Origin of the sequence: Haemophilus haemolyticus, assembly GCF_003352385.1 — a bacterium.
Lineage (GTDB): Bacteria > Pseudomonadota > Gammaproteobacteria > Enterobacterales > Pasteurellaceae > Haemophilus > Haemophilus haemolyticus_I.
The window spans coordinates 431,528-452,152 of sequence record NZ_CP031243.1; the positions used below are offsets into that span (position 1 = coordinate 431,528).

17 protein-coding genes are annotated in these 20,625 nt (G+C 39.5%); 14 read left to right on the forward strand and 3 right to left on the reverse strand.

Features of this window, described 5'->3' with window-relative positions:
- Positions 1-33: 33 nt before the first annotated feature.
- Both dnaG and rpsU read right to left on the reverse strand, forming a co-directional pair.
- Positions 34-1,815, reverse strand: a complete 1,782-nt coding sequence (gene dnaG, locus DV428_RS02180) for a DNA primase (RefSeq protein ID WP_114908522.1) — start codon at positions 1,813-1,815, stop codon at positions 34-36.
- A 133-nt stretch (positions 1,816-1,948) separates the two neighbouring features.
- Positions 1,949-2,164: a 30S ribosomal protein S21 gene (gene rpsU, locus DV428_RS02185; RefSeq protein WP_005627632.1), complete on the reverse strand. Its 216-nt coding sequence runs from the start codon at positions 2,162-2,164 to the stop codon at positions 1,949-1,951.
- A 231-nt stretch (positions 2,165-2,395) separates the two neighbouring features.
- Here rpsU and tsaD point away from each other — a divergent pair, with 231 nt between their 5' ends.
- From tsaD to DV428_RS02200, 3 genes are read left to right on the forward strand one after another with little or no spacing between them, the layout of a single operon-like run.
- A complete protein-coding gene (gene tsaD / locus DV428_RS02190) occupies positions 2,396-3,424 on the forward strand; it encodes a tRNA (adenosine(37)-N6)-threonylcarbamoyltransferase complex transferase subunit TsaD (protein WP_114908523.1) in 1,029 nt (342 codons plus the stop codon).
- An 8-nt stretch (positions 3,425-3,432) separates the two neighbouring features.
- Positions 3,433-4,014, forward strand: a complete 582-nt coding sequence (locus DV428_RS02195; RefSeq protein WP_114908524.1) for a thymidine kinase — start codon at positions 3,433-3,435, stop codon at positions 4,012-4,014.
- A 36-nt stretch (positions 4,015-4,050) separates the two neighbouring features.
- A complete protein-coding gene (locus DV428_RS02200; protein WP_114908525.1) occupies positions 4,051-5,271 on the forward strand; it encodes an aromatic amino acid transport family protein in 1,221 nt (406 codons plus the stop codon).
- A 145-nt stretch (positions 5,272-5,416) separates the two neighbouring features.
- Here DV428_RS02200 and DV428_RS02205 read toward each other — a convergent pair whose 3' ends face one another.
- Positions 5,417-5,677 (reverse strand): YfhL family 4Fe-4S dicluster ferredoxin, encoded by a 261-nt coding sequence (locus DV428_RS02205; protein ID WP_005627640.1) that lies wholly within the window; start codon positions 5,675-5,677, stop codon positions 5,417-5,419.
- 77 nt (positions 5,678-5,754) lie between these two features.
- Here DV428_RS02205 and DV428_RS02210 point away from each other — a divergent pair, with 77 nt between their 5' ends.
- The 11 genes from DV428_RS02210 to rpoB all read left to right on the forward strand — a co-directional run bounded on the left by DV428_RS02210 (position 5,755) and on the right by rpoB (position 20,505).
- Entirely contained in the window at positions 5,755-6,537 is a 783-nt protein-coding gene (locus tag DV428_RS02210) for a ribonuclease T2 family protein (RefSeq protein ID WP_114908526.1), read from the forward strand.
- A gap of 95 nt (positions 6,538-6,632) precedes the next feature.
- Positions 6,633-7,793: a phosphoglycerate kinase gene (pgk, locus tag DV428_RS02215; RefSeq protein WP_114908527.1), complete on the forward strand. Its 1,161-nt coding sequence runs from the start codon at positions 6,633-6,635 to the stop codon at positions 7,791-7,793.
- Positions 7,794-7,913: 120 nt separating this feature from the next.
- Complete coding sequence (gene fbaA, locus DV428_RS02220) at positions 7,914-8,993, forward strand: class II fructose-bisphosphate aldolase (protein WP_114908528.1); 1,080 nt, start codon at positions 7,914-7,916, stop codon at positions 8,991-8,993.
- Between the two features lie 67 nt (positions 8,994-9,060).
- A complete protein-coding gene (locus DV428_RS02225) occupies positions 9,061-10,101 on the forward strand; it encodes a glycosyltransferase family 9 protein (RefSeq protein WP_114908529.1) in 1,041 nt (346 codons plus the stop codon).
- A 213-nt stretch (positions 10,102-10,314) separates the two neighbouring features.
- Positions 10,315-11,859, forward strand: a complete 1,545-nt coding sequence (locus DV428_RS02230) for a YjjI family glycine radical enzyme (protein ID WP_053466122.1) — start codon at positions 10,315-10,317, stop codon at positions 11,857-11,859.
- Between the two features lie 8 nt (positions 11,860-11,867).
- The gene (locus DV428_RS02235; RefSeq protein WP_114908530.1) at positions 11,868-12,656 is read left to right on the forward strand and encodes a 4Fe-4S cluster-binding domain-containing protein; all 789 of its coding nucleotides are present in this window, start codon (positions 11,868-11,870) and stop codon (positions 12,654-12,656) included.
- A 103-nt stretch (positions 12,657-12,759) separates the two neighbouring features.
- The gene (locus DV428_RS02240; protein WP_114908531.1) at positions 12,760-14,013 is read left to right on the forward strand and encodes a NupC/NupG family nucleoside CNT transporter; all 1,254 of its coding nucleotides are present in this window, start codon (positions 12,760-12,762) and stop codon (positions 14,011-14,013) included.
- A 69-nt stretch (positions 14,014-14,082) separates the two neighbouring features.
- Positions 14,083-14,799 carry a purine-nucleoside phosphorylase gene (gene deoD, locus DV428_RS02245; protein WP_114908532.1) on the forward strand — a complete coding sequence of 239 codons (717 nt, stop codon included), beginning with the start codon at positions 14,083-14,085 and terminating at the stop codon, positions 14,797-14,799.
- Positions 14,800-14,971: 172 nt separating this feature from the next.
- Positions 14,972-15,400, forward strand: a complete 429-nt coding sequence (gene rplK, locus DV428_RS02250) for a 50S ribosomal protein L11 (protein WP_005633053.1) — start codon at positions 14,972-14,974, stop codon at positions 15,398-15,400.
- A 4-nt stretch (positions 15,401-15,404) separates the two neighbouring features.
- Positions 15,405-16,094 (forward strand): 50S ribosomal protein L1, encoded by a 690-nt coding sequence (rplA, locus tag DV428_RS02255; protein ID WP_005627655.1) that lies wholly within the window; start codon positions 15,405-15,407, stop codon positions 16,092-16,094.
- 382 nt (positions 16,095-16,476) lie between these two features.
- A complete protein-coding gene (gene rpoB / locus DV428_RS02265; protein ID WP_114908533.1) occupies positions 16,477-20,505 on the forward strand; it encodes a DNA-directed RNA polymerase subunit beta in 4,029 nt (1,342 codons plus the stop codon).
- The last annotated feature ends 120 nt before the right edge of the window (positions 20,506-20,625 follow it).

A 20,625-nucleotide genomic window follows, 5' to 3' on the forward strand; every position in this document is an offset into this window, starting at 1 on the left:
GATTCTTGTTACAAACTCAAAATTTTATCATTGTTATTGCGGATTAACTAACTGTTTTTTTTGCTGTTCTTTACCGGCTAAAAGATGAACGAGCACTGTTTTTTCCTCGTCAGTAAGCCCTTCAGCTCGTTCTTTAGCAATAAGCATTTCAATGTCTCGCTCAATGGCTTGAATATTTAAGCGACGATAGTTTTGTGAAAATGCATTGATCATTTCTGCTTCGTCCAATAAATGATCCCAAGTTGCCAGTATTTCAAGGGGATTGCTGTAAGGCGTATCACGGAAGTGCTCTAAAATCTGCCCTGTCGTAATACCTTCTCGTTGGCGACAAAGTGCGGTCAATTTTTCCAGAATTTCAAAACCAGCTTCTGCACGTAATGCTTGCACGCCACTTTCAGATATTCTTTTCACTAATTCAGGGTTTTGCAGAAGTAATGAAATAACCATTCGCATTGGTGTCTTCTTGATCTTATTATTAGCGGCTTTTTGTTGTGTATTGGCTTGTTCTAATTGTTTTGGAATAAGATTTTCCAGCTGAGTTTGATCAAAAATCCCAAGTTTTTGAGCAAGCATATTACGTAGCGACAAGCGTAGCATTTCTCCAGGAATTTGACGAATTAACGGTGCAGCCAGAGCAACTAATTTTCCGCGCCCTTCTTTGCTAGAAAAATCAACTTGTGGGCTTAAGTGAGTAAACATAAACTCACTTAAAGATTGTGCACTTTCGATATATTCTTCAAATTTTTCTTTGCCATATTGGCGAATGTAAGTATCAGGATCTTCTCCCTCTGGCAAGAAAATAAATTTGAGTTGTCTGCCATCTTCTAAATAAGGCAATGCATTTTCTAATGCGCGCCACGCTGCATCACGCCCTGCACGGTCACCATCGTAACAACAAATAACTTGCTCGGTCGAACGAAAAATAAGTTGAATTTGTTCTGATGTCGTAGATGTCCCTAAAGAAGCGACAGCATAATCCACGCCAAATTGTGCTAATGCCACCACATCCATATAACCTTCAACAACAAGTAATTGTTTTGGTTCATCGTTGGTTTGTAAGGCTTCGTACAAACCATAAAGCTCGTTACCTTTATGATAAGTAATGGTTTCTGGCGAATTCAGATATTTCGGTTTCTCATCTGTTAATACCCGACCTCCAAAAGCCACTGTACGTCCACGTTTATCGCGAATAGGAAACATAATGCGATTTCGGAATTTATCGTAAATATTGCCACGATCATTTCGAGAAAGCATGCCTAATTCAATGAGTTTTTGTTGTTCTTCGCGATTGATACCAAATTTACGCAGTACAGTATCCATTGCATTCGGCACAAACCCAATTTGAAAACGCTCAATAATTTCAGCCGAAAGCCCGCGTTGTTGTAAATATCCTTGCGCCTGCGCATTTAATGGTAATTGGCTTTGATAGAACTTGGCAATCTCTTGCATTAATTCATAGAGATTTCGTTTGGTTTGATAATTAGCTTGAGGTTTCCCGCTGTTATTAGCTCGTTTTTCGTAAGGTACTTCAAGCCCTGCCATCGCTGCAAGTTCTTCAATAGCCTCTACAAATTCAAGCTTGTCATAATCCATTAAAAAGGAAATCGCATTACCATGCGCGCCACAACCAAAGCAATGATAAAACTGTTTTTTTTGACTAACCGTGAAGGATGGTGTTTTTTCGTGATGGAAAGGGCAGCAGGCTTGATAATCGCGGCCAGCTTTTTTTAGTTTTACGCGTGTGTTAATCACATCGACAATATCGGACTTTGTCAGCAAATCATCAATAAAGGGGCGTGGAATTGAACCTTTCATCGTCGAGCCTCCGTGATCGTGGTGTGAAAGTGCGGTCGTTTTTGGCGTAGATTTTTGTTGTGCTTAAAGTGACAAAACCGTGAGTCCAAAGGATTCACGGTTTGTCTTAACTCGAGTCAGAAAATACTATAAATTAGTATAAACGGGTATTGCGCGCGTTTTCGCGAGCGTTGCGTTTTGCGTGACGTTTTGCAAGTGTTGCATTTTCACGTTTACGAATTGTAGTTGGTTTTTCGTAAAATTCGCGAGCGCGTACTTCAGCTAAGATTCCCGCTTTTTCGCAAGAGCGTTTGAAACGACGTAAAGCTACGTCAAATGATTCGTTTTCACGTACTTTAATTACAGGCATAAGCCAATCACCTCAATGAGTTTAATTTAATTGCAATTTAAAATTTTATTTTCACCAAAGCACCAGTGTGCGAATGGTAAATTTAATAAAGGACGCAATTCTAATCTACTTTTAGGGAAAAAGTAAAGGAAAGAATGCCAATTCACCTTAATATTTGTGGTTTCAACTGGTTAAAACCGCTTAAACAGGGTAAAATCGCGCAACATTTTAGGTAATAAATTAAGAAAATCAATGAAAATCTTAGGCATTGAAACCTCCTGTGATGAAACGGGGGTGGCGATTTATGATGAAGAAAAAGGGTTAATTGCTAATCAACTTTATACTCAAATTGCCCTGCATGCAGATTATGGTGGTGTGGTTCCTGAATTGGCATCGCGCGATCATATTCGTAAAACAGCTCCTCTCATTAAAGCTGCGTTAGAAGAAGCTAAGTTAACGGCGAGCGATATTGATGGTATTGCTTATACGAGTGGCCCAGGGCTTGTTGGCGCATTGCTTGTCGGCGCTACGATTGCGCGTTCTTTGGCTTATGCGTGGAATGTTCCTGCGATTGGTGTTCATCATATGGAAGGGCATTTACTTGCCCCAATGCTTGATGAAAACTCACCGCACTTTCCTTTTGTTGCTTTGTTGGTATCGGGTGGACATACTCAATTGGTACGTGTAGATGGTGTAGGAAAATATGAAGTGATTGGCGAATCCATTGATGATGCTGCAGGTGAAGCCTTTGATAAAACAGCAAAATTACTTGGATTAGATTATCCAGGTGGCGCGGCACTTTCTCGTTTAGCGGAAAAAGGCACACCAAATCGTTTCACATTTCCACGTCCAATGACAGATCGTGCAGGTCTTGATTTTAGCTTTTCAGGTTTAAAAACGTTTGCTGCGAATACGATTAATCAAGCGATTAAAAACGAGGGTGAACTAACAGAACAAACTAAATCGGATATTGCTTATGCTTTCCAAGATGCGGTGGTGGATACACTTGCCATTAAATGTAAGCGCGCATTAAAAGAAACTGGTTATAAACGTTTAGTGATTGCGGGTGGAGTGAGTGCAAATAAAAAACTCCGAGAAATGCTTGCACAGTTAATGAAAAATTTAGGTGGTGAAGTGTTTTACCCTCAACCTCAATTTTGTACAGATAATGGTGCAATGATTGCTTACACAGGTTTTTTACGTTTAAAACAAGGTCAGCATAGCGATCTGGCTATTGATGTTAAGCCTCGTTGGGCAATGACGGAATTACCGGCAATTTAGGAGAAAAAATGGCGAAACTCTACTTCTATTACTCCACAATGAACGCTGGAAAATCAACGACGTTGCTACAATCTTCCTATAACTATCGCGAGCGCGATATGAACACATTAGTTTATACGGCTGCGATTGATGATCGTTTTGGTGTGGGAAAAGTCACATCTCGTATTGGTATTTCGCAAGAAGCCTTTTTATTTCGCTCGGAAACCAATTTGTTTGATGAAATCAATGAGCACTTAAAAAAAGAAAAAGTGCATTGCGTGTTGGTGGATGAAGCTCAATTTCTTAGCAAGCAACAAGTTTACCAGTTGAGCAATGTCGTCGATAAACTCAAAATCCCTGTGCTTTGTTATGGCTTGCGTACAGATTTCCAAGCAGAGCTTTTTGAAGGAAGTAAATATTTACTGGCTTGGGCGGATCAACTCGAAGAATTAAAAACAATTTGTTATTGTGGCCGCAAGGCCAACTTTGTTTTGCGCTTAAATGCTCAAGGTGAAGTCATTAAAGAAGGCGCTCAAATTCAAATTGGGGGTAATGACTCTTACCTTTCTGTTTGCCGTTTACACTATAAAGAAAAGTGCGGTCAACTTTAAATTAGTTTTCAAACACAACACTATAAGGATAATTTTATGTTACAGAATAAAACATTTGGGAGTGCGCTGATTATTGCAGGCACAACCATTGGAGCAGGTATGCTTGCTATGCCGCTTACATCAGCGGGCATGGGCTTTGGTTATACCGTGTTATTGCTCGTTGGCTTGTGGGCTTTGTTGGTTTACAGTGGATTGTTGTTTGTAGAAGTGTATCAAACAGCGGCTCAGTTGGATGATGGTGTCGCCACGCTCGCTGAAAAATATTTTGGGGTTCCTGGACGAATTTTAGCAACGTTGAGTTTATTAATTTTACTTTATGCACTTTCAGCCGCTTATATTACTGGTGGGGGATCTTTACTTTCAGGCTTGCCAACTGCTTTTGGAATGGAAGCGATGTCGCTTAAAACTGCGATTGTTATCTTCACTGTTGTACTGGGTTCTTTCGTGGTTGTAGGAACGAAAGGTGTGGATGGTTTAACTCGCGTGTTATTTATTGGTAAGTTATTCGCTTTTGCTTTTGTGCTATTTATGATGCTTCCAAAAGTGGCAACAGATAATTTAATGGCATTGCCTTTGGATTATGCTTTTGTGGTTTCTGCTGCCCCGATATTTTTCACCTCTTTCGGTTTCCACGTTATTATGGCGAGTGTAAATAGCTACTTAGGTGGAAGTGTAGAAAAATTCCGTAGTGCCATTTTGATTGGTACCGCGATTCCATTAGCTGCTTATCTTGTATGGCAGTTAGCGACCCACGGCGTATTAAGTCAAAGTGAATTTGTGCGTATTTTACAAGCCGACCCAACGCTAAATGGCTTAGTGAATGCAACGCGTGAAATCACAGGTTCTCATTTTATGGGAGAAGTGGTACGCGTGTTCTCATCACTTGCTTTAATTACTTCATTCTTAGGCGTAATGCTTGGTGTATTTGAAGGCTTAGGTGATTTATTCAAACGCTATCATTTGCCAAATAATCGCGTTGTATTAACCATTGCCGCATTTTTACCACCACTTGTGTTTGCATTGTTTTATCCTGAAGGATTTATTACTGCATTAAGTTACGCAGGTTTGTTGTGTGCGTTCTATTGCTTAATTTTACCAATTGGTTTGGCATGGCGTACACGTATTGAAAATCCAACATTGCCATATCGTGTTGCTGGCGGTAATTTTGCTTTGGTGTTTGCGTTATTAATTGGCGTCGTGATTATGGTCATTCCATTTTTAATTCAATGGGGATATTTACCGGCCGTCGCGGGATAATGTGAAGAAAAGTAACTCAATGTAGTTCTTTTTATAGATAAAAAGTGCGGTGAAAAATTTCAGTTTTTTTGATAATAAAAATAAGCTCAAAATTAACCGCACTATTTTAGAAAATAATAAGTCATATTTTCAGTTGCTTTAAAAATTACAATTTATCTGAATGATGAATCATCACAAAGCGCTCCCAAAGCTGTTCTTCGGTTTCTTGATGTTCAGGATCGGGCTTAATACAGTTAGTGATTGGGCAAACTTTTTGGCAGGTTGGCGTGTCGTAATGGCCGACACATTCTGTGCAAAGTACAGGATCGATCACATAAATCTCATCGCCAATGGAAATAGCTTCGTTCGGACATTCTGGTAAGCACATATCGCAGTTGGTACATTTGCTAGTGATGAGTAATGCCATTGTGATCCTTAATAGAAAGTTGAAAGGCGCGAATTATAGCCGACAAAAACTTGATTGACAAAAACTAAACAAAATTTATGAAAAAATTCACTTCCTCCCTTTCTCTTATTGTCCTCGTTGTATTAGCAATTTGGCAGTATTTTACCGATCCAACCAAAATTAAACATCAATCATCTTCTCCCGTAATCGAACAGGCTAAGCAAATAAAAGCACCTGAACCTAAATTACAGCCTCAATTTGAGACAAAGCGGACGGATATTGAAAAAAGAGCGGTGAAAAATCCGAATGTTTTTGCCAATTATGATGTGATTATGCGCGATGACCCTATTGGGCAAAATGCAAAGGCGCCTGTCGATTATTATATGTTGGCATTATCTTGGTCGCCTGGATTTTGTGATATTCAGCGTGAAAAATATGGTAATCAGTTGCCTTCCTCCTCTCAATATCAATGTGGAAGTAACCGCACTTTAGGTTGGGTCGTTCATGGACTATGGCCTCAAAATGCGAATGCACTTTCAGTGACGGATCATCCACGTTTTTGCAAGGGCGATTTACCCGCATTGCCAAAAGATTTATTAGCACGATATTTGGCTATTTCACCAGGTGAACAATTATTGCAAGGAGAATGGGAAAAACACGGCAGCTGTGCGTTTGATTCTGCCCAGCAATATTTTGCTAAGGAGCAGGAATTATTTAGCTCATTAAAATTACCGAATCAAAATTTAAGCCGTAATGAACTTTTTCGTTGGATGAAACAACATAATCCACAATTAAAAAATGCTTATTTAGGTGCAAGTCGAAACGAATTATTCATTTGTTATGATAAAAAATGGCAGGTAATGAATTGCCAAAGCAAATAAGAATTTCTTTGATCTAAATCGTTACAACCTAGCGCGAAGTAGGTATAATACGAAAAATTTTCAATTTTAATTTTAACTTAACAAGAGGATAGATTATGTCAGTAATCAAAATGACCGATTTAGATTTAGCCGGTAAACGTGTATTTATCCGTGCAGATCTTAATGTGCCAGTAAAAGATGGCAAAGTGACCTCAGATGCGCGTATTCGTGCGACCATTCCTACTTTAAAATTAGCCTTAGAAAAAGGCGCAAAAGTGATGGTGACTTCTCACTTAGGTCGTCCAACTGAAGGTGAATTCAAACCAGAAGATTCTTTACAACCAGTTGTTGATTACTTAAAAGACGTAGGCTTTAATGTTCGTTTAGAACAAGACTATTTAAACGGCGTAGATGTTAAAGAAGGCGAAATTGTTGTTTTAGAAAACGTACGCGTGAACAAAGGTGAGAAGAAAAACGATCCTGAATTAGGTAAAAAATATGCCGCACTTTGTGATGTATTCGTGATGGATGCATTCGGTACAGCTCACCGTGCGCAAGCATCAACTTACGGTGTTGCAGAATTTGCACCAATCGCTTGTGCAGGTCCATTATTAGCCGCTGAGTTAGATGCATTAGGTAAAGCCTTAAAAGAGCCAGCTCGTCCAATGGTGGCCATTGTTGGTGGTTCTAAAGTTTCAACTAAATTAGAAGTGTTAAATTCTCTTTCAAAAATCGCTGACCAAATTATTGTGGGCGGTGGTATTGCAAATACTTTCATTGCGGCAGCTGGCCACAATGTAGGTAAATCTTTACATGAAGCTGATTTAATCCCAGTCGCGAAAGAATTAGCAGCAAGCACAGATATTCCTGTGCCAGTTGATGTACGTGTTGGTTTGGAGTTCACTGAAACTGCAGCAGCAACAGAAAAATCAGTGACTGAAGTGAAAGATGACGAATCTATCTTCGATATTGGTGATAAATCTGCGGAACAATTGGCTGAAATCATCAAAAATGCAAAAACCGTTTTATGGAATGGCCCAGTTGGCGTGTTCGAATTCCCTAATTTCCGTAAAGGGACTGAAATTATTTCTCACGCAATTGCAAATAGCGATGCATTCTCTATCGCAGGGGGCGGTGATACATTAGCGGCTATCGATTTATTTGGTATTGCAGACAAGATCTCTTACATTTCAACGGGTGGCGGCGCGTTCTTAGAATTCGTAGAAGGCAAAGTATTACCAGCAGTAGAAATTCTTGAAAAACGTGCGAAAAACTAACCGCACTTTTCCTATGTGACATATCGATGGCGATCATTAAAAATGTCGCCATCAATAAAAGGTCAAAAAAATTCTCCAATTGTGGGTTTGTCCCGCTAAACATAAAAAGGAAACACAAGTATGGCTAAATTATTAGATATCGTGAAACCTGGTGTCGTAACAGGTGAAGATGTGCAAAAAATCTTTGCTTATGCAAAAGAGCATAACTTTGCTATCCCTGCGGTAAACTGCGTAGGTTCTGACTCAGTTAATGCCGTGTTAGAAACTGCTGCACGCGTAAAAGCGCCAGTTATTATTCAATTTTCTAACGGTGGTGCGGCGTTCTATGCGGGTAAAGGTATTAAACCTGCAAGTGGTGCTCGCCCTGATGTACTTGGTGCGATTGCTGGAGCGAAACACGTTCATACTTTAGCTAAAGAATATGGCGTTCCTGTTATTCTTCACACTGACCACGCAGCGAAAAAATTACTTCCATGGATCGATGGCTTACTTGAAGCGGGTGAAAAACACTTCGCAGAAACTGGCCATCCATTATTCTCTTCTCACATGCTTGACCTTTCTGAAGAGCCAATGGAAGAAAATATGGCAATCTGCCGTGAATACCTTGCTCGTATGGATAAAATGGGGATGACCCTTGAAATCGAAATCGGTATTACTGGTGGTGAAGAAGATGGCGTAGATAATTCTGGTGTTGATGAATCTCGTTTATATACTCAACCATCTGACGTGCTTTATGTTTACGACCAATTAAACCCAGTAAGTCCTAACTTTACTGTTGCAGCGGCATTCGGTAACGTACATGGTGTTTACAAACCAGGTAACGTAAAATTAAAACCATCTATTTTAGGTACATCACAAGAGTTCGTTGCGAAAGAACGTAATCTTCCAGAGAAACCAATTAACTTCGTCTTCCATGGTGGTTCTGGTTCTAGTCGCGAAGAAATCCGCGAAGCAATTAGCTACGGTGCAATTAAAATGAACATTGATACCGATACTCAATGGGCATCTTGGAATGGTATTTTGAACTTTTATAAAGCAAATGAAGCTTATCTTCAAGGTCAATTAGGTAACCCTGAAGGTCCAGATGCGCCAAATAAAAAATACTACGATCCACGTGTTTGGTTACGTAAAATGGAAGAATCTATGTCTAAACGCTTAGAGCAATCTTTTGAAGACTTAAATTGTGTTGATGTTTTATAATCCACAAAAATAACATAAAATACGACCGCACTTTCGAGTGCGGTTTTTTTATTTTAGCGGAGAAATTATGGAAAAGATCTTAGTTATTCGTAACGATAAATTAGGCGATTTTATGCAAGCATGGCCCGCTTTTGCTATGTTGAAGTTATCAAATCCTTCTTTAAAATTAACCGCACTTGTTCCGAGTTACACGGCGCCTTTAGCGGAAGTTTGTCCGTTTATTGATCATGTTATTATTGATAGCAAAAAAAATGATAAAACGGATTTCAATCGTCTTGTGCAGGAAATCAAAACGCAGCAGTTTGATGGAATGATTAGTTTCTTTTCCAATACCCATAATGGAAAACTCGCTTGGAAAAGCGGGATTAAATATCGTCTTGCACCTGCGACTAAATGGGTTCAAATTCTCTATAATCACCGTCTAATACAACGCCGTTCTCGTTCTGAAAAATCAGAAGCGGAATATAATCAAGATTTAGTCCGCGCTTTTTTGCACAAGCATAATATGCCAGTTGTTGAACCTAAACCGCCTTATTTAACCTTTGAGAAAAGTGCGGTGGAAAATCAACGAATTTTCTTGCAAGAGAGTTTAGGACTTTCCGCAAATAAAAAATGGATCTTTGTGCATAGCGGTTCTGGTGGTTCAGCTACGAATCTTTCTTTAGCGCAATATGCAGATTTAATTAAAGGATTATTGGATGAGTTTGATTGCAATGTTGTGCTGACAGCAGGACCTGGCGAAAGTGAAAAAGCTCATGAATTGGCAAATATGGTGAATGATTCACGTGTAGCCATTTACGATAAGAATAAAGGTTTAGTGGATTTTGCTCATTCTTTAGCTTGTGCGGATTTATTTATTGCGGGATCTACAGGGCCATTGCATTTGAGCAGTGCGTTTAATATTCCGACTATCGGGTTTTATCCAAATAGCCGTTCTTCTCAGCCGAGACGCTGGAAACCGATTAATGATGCAGATAAGCATCTTGCATTTTGCCCACCCTCGGGAAAAGAGACTCAAATGAATCTAGGGCTAATTTCTATTCAACAAGCATTACAAGAGATAATCCCTTTTGTTAAGAAAATGTGTTATTCAAGTGATAACATTTAAAATTTACCAATCAAATTAAAACTGGCGGATCTTCATTACTCCGCCAGTCAAAATCCTTTTCTCTCTACCATCTAAATTCTATATTTCTTATTTTAATGGTTAATCGTTTGCTTCAGTTTTTATTTCTGAAAATGTGATCTCGCTCACATTTTCAAAATTGTCTATTTTGTTACCATTGCGTACAATACAAAACCATTTTAAAAGGGGGACATTATGTTAGCTTCACTTCAAGATATTCTCGATACGGTTAAAGCCAATAATCTGACTTATCATCAAAAATTAATGACATTAGGCAATATTGCCGAGCGTTTATTTGATCCTCGTGATTTGCTTGGCTATACCGATGAAGAATGGGGCTTTTTACAGAATCAGATGATCTGTGATTTATGTGAAGGTTACGCGATTTATCGCCCTCGTTATATCCTGCCTGATTACAATGTGTATATCCAAAAAGGCTGCGAATTTTTAGAATTGCCGCCACCAAAAGATCTAGATGAAGCACTTGACGGATTATTGATTCTTTACTCTCACGTGCCATCTATTACAACTTATCCTGTTTATGTTGGCCGTCTTGATGTGTTGCTCGAACCTTTCATTACTGATGAAGAAAAAGACTACATCAAAATTAAACGTTTCTTAAATCATATCGACAAAACTGTGCCTGATTCATTCTGTCATGCCAATATTGGGCCTTATGATACGAAAGCGGGTCGCTTGATTTTACGCGCGGTGATTGAGCTTGAAGCGCCAACACCGAATATGACCATTCGTTATGATAAATCCAAAACGAGCCGTGAGTTTGCTGAACTTGCAGCAAAAGCCTGTTTATTAGTTTCTAAACCATCTTTTGCGAACGATGCTTACTATATTTCTGATCTAGGTGAAGAATATGGCGTAGCAAGTTGCTATAACGCACTTCCCGAATGTGGCGGCGCTTACACATTAACACGTTTACGTCTAGGGACGATTGCGCGCGCGTGTAAAAGTGCGGATGAAATGGTGAACGAATTATTACCACGTGTGGCGAAATGTGCTCTTTCAACCATGGATAAACGCCATAAGTTTGTAGTGGAAGAAAGTAATTTCTTTAACAGTTCATTCCTTGAAAAAGAAGGCTTTATCAAACGCACTAATTTTACGGGGATGTTCGCAATTGTGGGCTTGGCAGATGCAGCAAACCACTTATTGCAATGTGAAGGCTTAAATGAAACCTTTGGTAAGAGTGCTCGTGGTGATGAAATTGCGACAGCAATTATGGATAAACTTAAAGAAATCACCGATGCACATGAAGGGGTTTATGCAGAACGCACAGGCAATCGTTATTTATTACATGCGCAAGTCGGTGCAAGTAACCACGAAGAAGACAAACGTAACGCACCGGCTCACCGTATTCGTGTAGGCGAAGAACCAACGTTACTTACACATTTGAAACAGTCTGCACCGTTCCATAAATATTTCCCATCTGGTACAGGGGATTTATTCGCCTTTGATCAAACTTATGTAGATCACTGCGATGCGGTGGTGGATATTATTGATGGTGCATTCTCTTTAGGCTATCGCTACATTACTACCTATTTGAAAAATACAGATTTAATTCGTGTTACAGGTTATCTAGTGAAGAAAAGCGAAGTTGAAAAATACCGTAAAGGCGAAGTCGCATTACGCGATACAACCTGGTATGGCTCGGGTACGGATGAATGTGCCAACGTGTTTGATCGCCAGTTACGCGATGAAAAAGATGTCACTGCTGAAAAATAATTGGAAAAATGACCGCACTTTCTGAGATTTTTGTGCCGTTGCATCGGATTATTCCTTTTTCAAATGTAGAGGGGCAAGGCAATCGTTCGAGTATTTTTCTGCAAGGTTGTAAGTTAAATTGCTTGTATTGCCATAATCCAGAAACTATTCCTCGTTATACGGAAAATGCGAAATTGGTTAGTTTGCAGTATTTGTATGAACAGGTTATGGAGGCGGTTCCATTTATTCGCGGCGTAACAATTTCAGGCGGTGAACCGACTATCCATCATAAAAAACTCGTCCCGCTATTTGAGGCTTTACGTTCGCAAGGATTAACCTGTTATTTGGATAGTAGTGGTTTTTTTGAATTTGATCGTATTCGTTCGTTAATCGATGTCACTGATAAATTTTTATTCGATCTGAAAGGAGAGGGCGCTGGTTTACAAACGCTCTGTTTTGACCGACAAAATCAAACAGGAATCGTGCCACAGAAAGTGATACCAGAACGTTTACATATAAAAAACGATAAGCTTGAGCGAAATTTACAAAATCTATCTGCCTTGTTGCCGTTAAATAAAGTGGAAGAAGTGCGGTTAGTTTTTTTAAAGCATTTTTTTGATGCGGAACATTTAGTGAGCAAGGTTGCGCAACTATTACGAAATTATCCTGACGTGGCATTAAAAATTATCCGTGTGCATAGCAAAGGTGCACGTGATGAAGCAGGGTTATCCGCACATATCCCAAGTGCGGAGGAAACAAATGAGCTGGCGAAGCTGGCTTATCAATATGGGATTGAAAAAGTCCTGACTATTTTGTAATCGTTTGTGTTAAGTGCGGTGAAATTTCACCGACTTTTTCATCAAAAACAAGTAAAATAGTGCCGTTTTATTTTTATCAACTTCACCAACTAAGGGGAATCAAATGAGTGTGTTAAGCAGCATTTTGGGAATGGTCGTATTAATCGCTATTGCCGTGTTACTTTCCAATAATCGTAAAGCGATTAGTATTCGAACTGTCGTGGGGGCGTTAGCAATCCAAGTAGGATTTGCCGCCCTTATTTTATATGTGCCTGCAGGTAAACAAGCATTGGGTGCCGCTGCGGATATGGTATCTAACGTTATTGCCTATGGTAACGACGGGATTAATTTCGTTTTCGGCGGATTAGCAGATCCAAGTAAACCATCAGGTTTCATTTTTGCAGTGAAAGTATTACCGATTATCGTGTTCTTCTCTGGCTTAATTTCTGTGCTTTACTATCTCGGCATTATGCAAGTCGTGATTAAAGTATTAGGCGGCGCATTACAAAAAGCATTGGGTACGTCAAAAGCTGAATCAATGTCAGCGGCTGCGAATATCTTCGTCGGTCAAACTGAAGCACCATTAGTTGTTCGCCCTTACATTAAAAATATGACCCAATCTGAATTATTTGCCATTATGGTGGGGGGGACAGCGTCTATCGCGGGTTCAGTAATGGCAGGTTATGCTGGAATGGGCGTGCCATTGACATACTTGATCGCGGCATCATTTATGGCGGCACCAGCAGGTTTATTATTTGCGAAATTAATGTTCCCACAAACAGAACAATTCTCTGATAAACAACCAGAAGACAATGATTCAGAAAAACCAACTAACGTACTTGAAGCAATGGCAGGCGGTGCGAGTGCAGGTATGCAACTTGCGTTAAACGTAGGTGCAATGTTAATCGCATTCGTTGGTTTAATTGCATTAATTAACGGTATTTTAAGTGGTGTTGGTGGCTGGTTCGGCTATGGCGACTTAACTTTACAGTCTATCTTTGGTTTAATTTTCAAACCATTAGCATACTTAATCGGTGTAACTGATGGCACTGAAGCGGGTATTGCAGGTCAAATGATCGGGATGAAACTTGCTGTAAATGAATTTGTGGGTTATCTTGAATTTGCAAAATACTTACAACCGGATTCTGCGATTGTATTAACTGAAAAAACTAAAGCGATTATTACCTTTGCACTTTGTGGTTTTGCTAACTTTAGCTCAATTGCAATCTTAATCGGTGGTCTAGGTGGAATGGCACCAAACCGTCGTAGTGATGTTGCTCGTTTAGGCTTAAAAGCAGTAATCGCGGGTACTTTAGCAAACTTAATGAGTGCAACGATTGCTGGCTTGTTCATCGGACTTGGTGCTGCAGCGCTTTAATTCTCGGATAAGTGCGGTGAAAAATGACCGCACTTTTTATTTTTACATTTGAAAAAAGGAAGGAAAATTATGACTCCACATATTAACGCTCCTGAAGGCGTATTTGCTGATGTTGTTTTAATGCCTGGCGATCCACTTCGTGCAAAATACATTGCAGAAACGTTTTTACAAGATGCAGTAGAAGTAACAAATGTTCGTAATATGCTTGGTTTTACTGGGACTTATAAAGGTCGTAAGATTTCTATTATGGGCCATGGTATGGGGATTCCATCTTGCTCTATTTACGCGAAAGAATTAATCACTGAATATGGTGTGAAAAAAATTATCCGTGTAGGTTCTTGTGGTGCTGTTCGTATGGACGTAAAAGTGCGCGATGTAATTATCGGTTTAGGTGCATGTACTGATTCAAAGGTAAACCGTATTCGTTTCAAAGATAACGACTTTGCAGCTATTGCTGACTTCGATATGGCACAGGCCGCTGTTCAAGCTGCAAAAGCAAAAGGCAAAGCAGTTCGTGTAGGTAATTTATTCTCTGCGGATTTATTCTATACACCTGATGTAGAAATGTTCGATGTAATGGAAAAATACGGAATCTTAGGCGTGGAAATGGAAGCGGCTGGAATTTATGGTGTGGCTGCAGAATATGGTGCGAAAGCATTAACAATTTGTACTGTGTCTGACCATATTCGTACTCACGAACAAACCACGGCAGAAGAACGCCAATTAACATTCAATGATATGATTGAAATTGCATTGGATTCAGTATTAATTGGTGAAGCACAATAATTTCTTATAGTGGATTTAATAAGTGCTTGAAAAACAACCGCACTTTTTATATAATCCGCGCCCATTATGAGCCGTTCGCGGCTCATATTTTTGTGTGGTGCAATGAATGTTGCACTGAAAATTATCGGGGAGCTATTTAATAGCGTTATTACCCAATTAGAGGAAAACTAAAATGGCAAAAAAAGTCCAAGCCTACGTTAAGTTGCAAGTTGCAGCTGGTATGGCAAACCCATCACCACCAGTTGGTCCTGCATTAGGTCAACAAGGTGTGAACATCATGGAATTCTGTAAAGCATTCAACGCTCGTACTGAGAGTTTAGAAAAAGGTTTACCAATTCCGGTTGTTATCACTGTATATGCAGACCGTTCATTTACTTTCGTAACTAAAACTCCACCGGCAGCAGTATTATTGAAAAAAGCTGCGGGTATCAAATCAGGTTCTGGTAAACCGAACAAAGAGAAAGTGGGTAAAGTAACTTTAGATCAAGTTCGTCAAATCGCTGAAACTAAAGCAGCAGATATGACTGGCGCGTCTATCGAAACCAAAATGAAATCAATTGCTGGTACTGCTCGCTCTATGGGCTTAGTGGTGGAGGAATAATACGATGGCTAAATTGACTAAAAAAATGAAAGCAATCAAAGCTGGCGTAGATTCTACTAAAGCATACGAAATCAACGAAGCGATCGCGGTATTAAAACAATTCGCAACGGCTAAATTCGTTGAAAGTGTTGACGTTGCAGTAAACTTAGGTATCGATCCTCGTAAATCTGATCAAAACGTTCGTGGTGCAACTGTATTACCACACGGTACTGGTCGTGAAGTACGCGTAGCTGTGTTCACTCAAGGTGCTAACGCAGATGCAGCTAAAGAAGCTGGCGCTGATTTAGTGGGTATGGAAGATTTAGCAGAGCAAATCAAAAAAGGCGAAATGAACTTTGATGTTGTTATCGCTTCTCCTGATGCAATGCGTGTTGTTGGTCAATTAGGTCAAGTATTAGGCCCACGTGGTTTAATGCCAAACCCGAAAGTGGGTACTGTAACACCAAACGTTGCTGAAGCAGTAAAAAATGCTAAATCTGGTCAGATCCGTTATCGTAACGATAAAAACGGTATCATCCACACCACTATCGGTAAAGCAAACTTCTCTGAAGTACAATTGAAAGAAAACCTTCAAGCATTATTGGCTGCTTTAAACAAAGCAAAACCAACTACTGCTAAAGGTATCTTCATCAAGAAAGTAAGCATCTCTACCACTATGGGTGCAGGTGTTGCTGTTGATCAAACTTCTTTATAATTTAAAGAATTGATAGATTTTAAACCGCACTTTTTTAAAGTGCGGTTTTTTGTTTTATAAAATTTCTATATAAGTTTTAAACTTGACGAGAAAGCTGCATTCATTTAAAATTTACCGCCTTAAAATTAGCAAAGATTTAGATTGATTTTTAATCAATTTTGACCTTTTATTGTTTAATTTAACCGTGTTTTTGATAGAAAGCACATCCATACAATGGCAAATTCACCGTTATTTGTCGTTGTTTTGCTCAAGTTGTCGTCCTATGTAATTTGAGTTGTCACCCCACTACAGAAGTAAGGTTCAGAGTGCGGTCATTTTAACGGTCATTCACGTCACAGTTAGTTTGTGGCTAGGTCACTGAACAGTTAGCAGAGGAAAACCAATGGGTTACTCCTATTCTGAGAAAAAACGAATTCGTAAAGACTTCGGTAAACGCCCGCAAGTTTTAAATGTTCCTTATTTATTAACCATTCAATTAGATTCTTTTGATAAATTCATTCAAAAAGATCCTGAAGGTCAACAAGGCTTAGAAGCGGCATTCCGTTCTGTATTCCCTATTGTAAGCAATAATGGCTATACAGAATTACAATATGTAGATTATCGTTTAGAAGAACCTGAATTTGATGTACGTGAGTGCCAAATTCGTGGATCAACTTATGCAGCAGGCTTACGTGTAAAATTACGTTTAGTGAGCTACGATAAAGAATCTTCTTCACGCGCAGTCAAAGATATTAAAGAAAATGAAGTTTATATGGGTGAAATCCCATTAATGACAGATAACGGTACTTTCGTAATCAATGGTACCGAGCGTGTTATCGTTTCACAATTACACCGTAGTCCAGGCGTATTCTTTGATTCTGACAAAGGTAAAACCCATTCTTCAGGTAAAGTGCTTTATAACGCACGTATTATTCCTTACCGTGGTTCTTGGTTAGATTTTGAATTCGATCCAAAAGATAACTTATTTGCGCGTATTGACCGTCGTCGTAAATTACCGGCAACAATCATTCTTCGTGCATTAGGCTACACCACTGAAGAAATCTTAAATCTATTCTTTGATAAAATTACCTTTGAAATCGATGGCGATAAATTGCTCATGACCTTAGTGCCAGAGCGTTTACGCGGTGAAACAGCTTCTTTTGATATTGAAGCAAATGGCAAAGTGTATGTTGAACGTGGTCGTCGTATTACCGCACGTCATATCAAAGCATTAGAAAAAGATAAAATTTCACAAGTCGTTGTACCTTCTGAATATATTTTAGGTAAAGTTGCATCGAAAGATTATGTTGATTTAGAGTCTGGCGAAATTATTTGCCCTGCAAATGGTGAGATTTCTTTAGAGACTCTTGCAAGATTAGCACAAGCAGGTTACACCACGATCGAAACTTTATTTACTAATGATTTAGATTACGGTCCATATATTTCTGAAACGCTACGTGTAGATCCAACTTATGACAAAACCAGTGCGCTTTACGAAATTTATCGTATGATGCGTCCGGGTGAGCCACCAACACCAGAATCTTCAGAAGCGTTATTCAATAATTTATTCTTCTCTGCAGAGCGTTATGATTTATCTGCTGTCGGTCGTATGAAATTCAATCGTTCTTTAGCGATCACAGAAGGTGAAGGCGCTGGCACTTTAAGCAATGAAGATATTATTGCGGTAATGCGTAAATTGATCGACATCCGTAATGGTCGCGGCGAAGTGGATGATATTGACCACTTGGGTAACCGTCGTATCCGTAGTGTAGGTGAGATGGCGGAAAACCAATTCCGTATTGGTTTAGTGCGTGTAGAAAGAGCGGTGAAAGAACGCTTATCTTTAGGTGATTTAGATGCAATCACCCCGCAAGACTTAATTAATCCAAAACCAATTTCTGCAGCGGTGAAAGAATTCTTTGGTTCTTCACAACTTTCGCAATTTATGGACCAAAACAACCCATTATCAGAAGTCACGCACAAACGTCGTATTTCTGCATTAGGTCCAGGCGGTTTAACGCGTGAGCGCGCAGGCTTTGAAGTGCGTGACGTACATAATACCCACTATGGTCGTTTATGTCCGATTGAAACCCCTGAAGGTCCAAACATCGGTTTGATTAACTCCCTTTCTGCGTTCGCGCGTACGAATGATTACGGTTTCTTAGAAACCCCATATCGTAAAGTGGTTGATGGTCAAGTAACCGAAGAAATCGAATACTTATCTGCAATTGATGAAGCAAACTATATCATTGCACAGGCAAACTCAAACTTAGACGAAAATAACCGTTTTACTGATGCTTTTGTTACTGCTCGTGGTGAACGTGGTGAATCTGGTTTATATAAACCTGAAGATATTCACTATATGGACGTTTCGACACAACAAGTGGTATCTGTTGCGGCTGCATTAATTCCATTCCTTGAGCATGACGATGCGAACCGTGCGTTGATGGGTGCGAACATGCAACGTCAAGCAGTTCCAACATTACGTGCTGACAAACCATTAGTTGGTACAGGTATGGAAAAACCAATCGCACTTGACTCAGGTGTTGCGGTTGTTGCAAAACGTGGTGGTACCGTTCAGTACGTCGATGCTTCTCGTATCGTTATTAAAGTAAATGAAGATGAAACCATTGCAGGTGAAGCTGGTATTGATATTTATAATTTAATCAAATATACCCGTTCTAACCAAAATACTTGTATTAACCAAATTCCTTGTGTGAATTTAGGCGATCCAATCAATCGTGGTGAAGTATTAGCAGACGGTCCTTCTACTGACTTAGGTGAGCTTGCATTAGGTCAAAATATTCGCGTGGCGTTCATGCCTTGGAACGGCTATAACTTCGAAGACTCAATGTTAGTTTCTGAACGTGTCGTTCAACAAGACCGTTTCACGACCATCCATATTCAAGAATTATCTTGTGTTGCGCGTGATACCAAGTTAGGTGCAGAAGAAATTACTGCAGATATTCCAAACGTAGGTGAGTCAGCGTTAAGCAAACTTGATGAATCTGGTATTGTTTATGTTGGTGCAGAGGTTAAAGGTGGTGACATCTTAGTAGGTAAAGTAACGCCTAAAGGTGAAACTCAATTAACCCCAGAAGAAAAACTTTTACGCGCAATCTTTGGTGAAAAAGCTTCTGATGTTAAAGATTCTTCATTACGTGTGCCAAACGGTACATCAGGTACGGTTATTGATGTTCAAGTCTTCACTCGTGATGGCGTAGAAAAAGATAAACGTGCATTAGAAATCGAAGAAATGCAACTTCGTGAAGCGAAAAAAGATTTAACTGAAGAGTTAGAGATTTTAGAAGCTGGCTTATTTGCTCGTGTTCGTAATCTTCTTATTTCTAGTGGTGCTGATGCAGCACAATTAGATAAATTAGATCGCACTAAATGGTTAGAACAAACCATTGCAGATGAAGAAAAACAAAATCAATTAGAACAGCTTGCAGAGCAATACGAAGAACTTCGTAAAGAGTTCGAACATAAACTTGAAGTGAAACGTAAGAAAATCATCAAAGGTGATGATCTTGCACCGGGCGTGTTAAAAGTGGTTAAAGTTTACCTCGCGGTGAAACGTCAAATCCAACCGGGTGATAAAATGGCGGGTCGTCATGGTAACAAAGGTGTTATCTCGAAAATTAACCCAGTTGAAGATATGCCATACGATGAGAATGGCCAACCGGTTGAGATCGTATTAAACCCATTGGGCGTACCATCTCGTATGAACATCGGTCAGATCCTTGAAACCCACTTAGGTTTAGCTGCTAAAGGTATTGGTGATCAAATCAATGCAATGCTTAAACAAAAACGAGAAGTGGAAAAATTACGTGGTTATATCCAAAAAGCGTATGACTTAGGTAATGGCTCACAAAAAGTGGATTTAAGTACCTTCACAGATGAAGAAGTATTGCGTTTAGCGGGAAATTTACGTAAGGGCTTACCAGTTGCAACGCCAGTGTTCGATGGTGCAGACGAAGCGGAAATCAAAGAGTTATTAAAACTTGGTGGATTACCAACTTCAGGTCAAATCACTTTATATGATGGCCGTACAGGTGAGAAATTCGAGCGTCCAGTAACAGTAGGTTATATGTACATGCTCAAATTGAACCACTTAGTTGATGACAAAATGCATGCTCGTTCAACTGGTTCTTATAGCCTTGTTACACAACAACCATTGGGTGGTAAAGCTCAATTCGGTGGCCAACGTTTCGGTGAGATGGAGGTATGGGCACTTGAAGCATACGGTGCAGCTTACACCTTACAAGAAATGTTAACGGTGAAATCGGATGATGTGAATGGTCGTACGAAGATGTATAAAAACATCGTAAGTGGTAACCAGCACATGGACCCAGGCACACCGGAATCTTTCAATGTAATTATGAAAGAAATCCGCTCACTTGGTTTAAATATCGAGTTAGACGAAGAGTAATCAGTAGGGGAGTGAAGAATTTATGATTCACTCGCCTTACGAAAGAAAAATCGCCGAAGTGCGTTGGAAAAATATCGAAATTTTTAACCGCACTTTAAACCTTTAACTCCGACAGGAGAA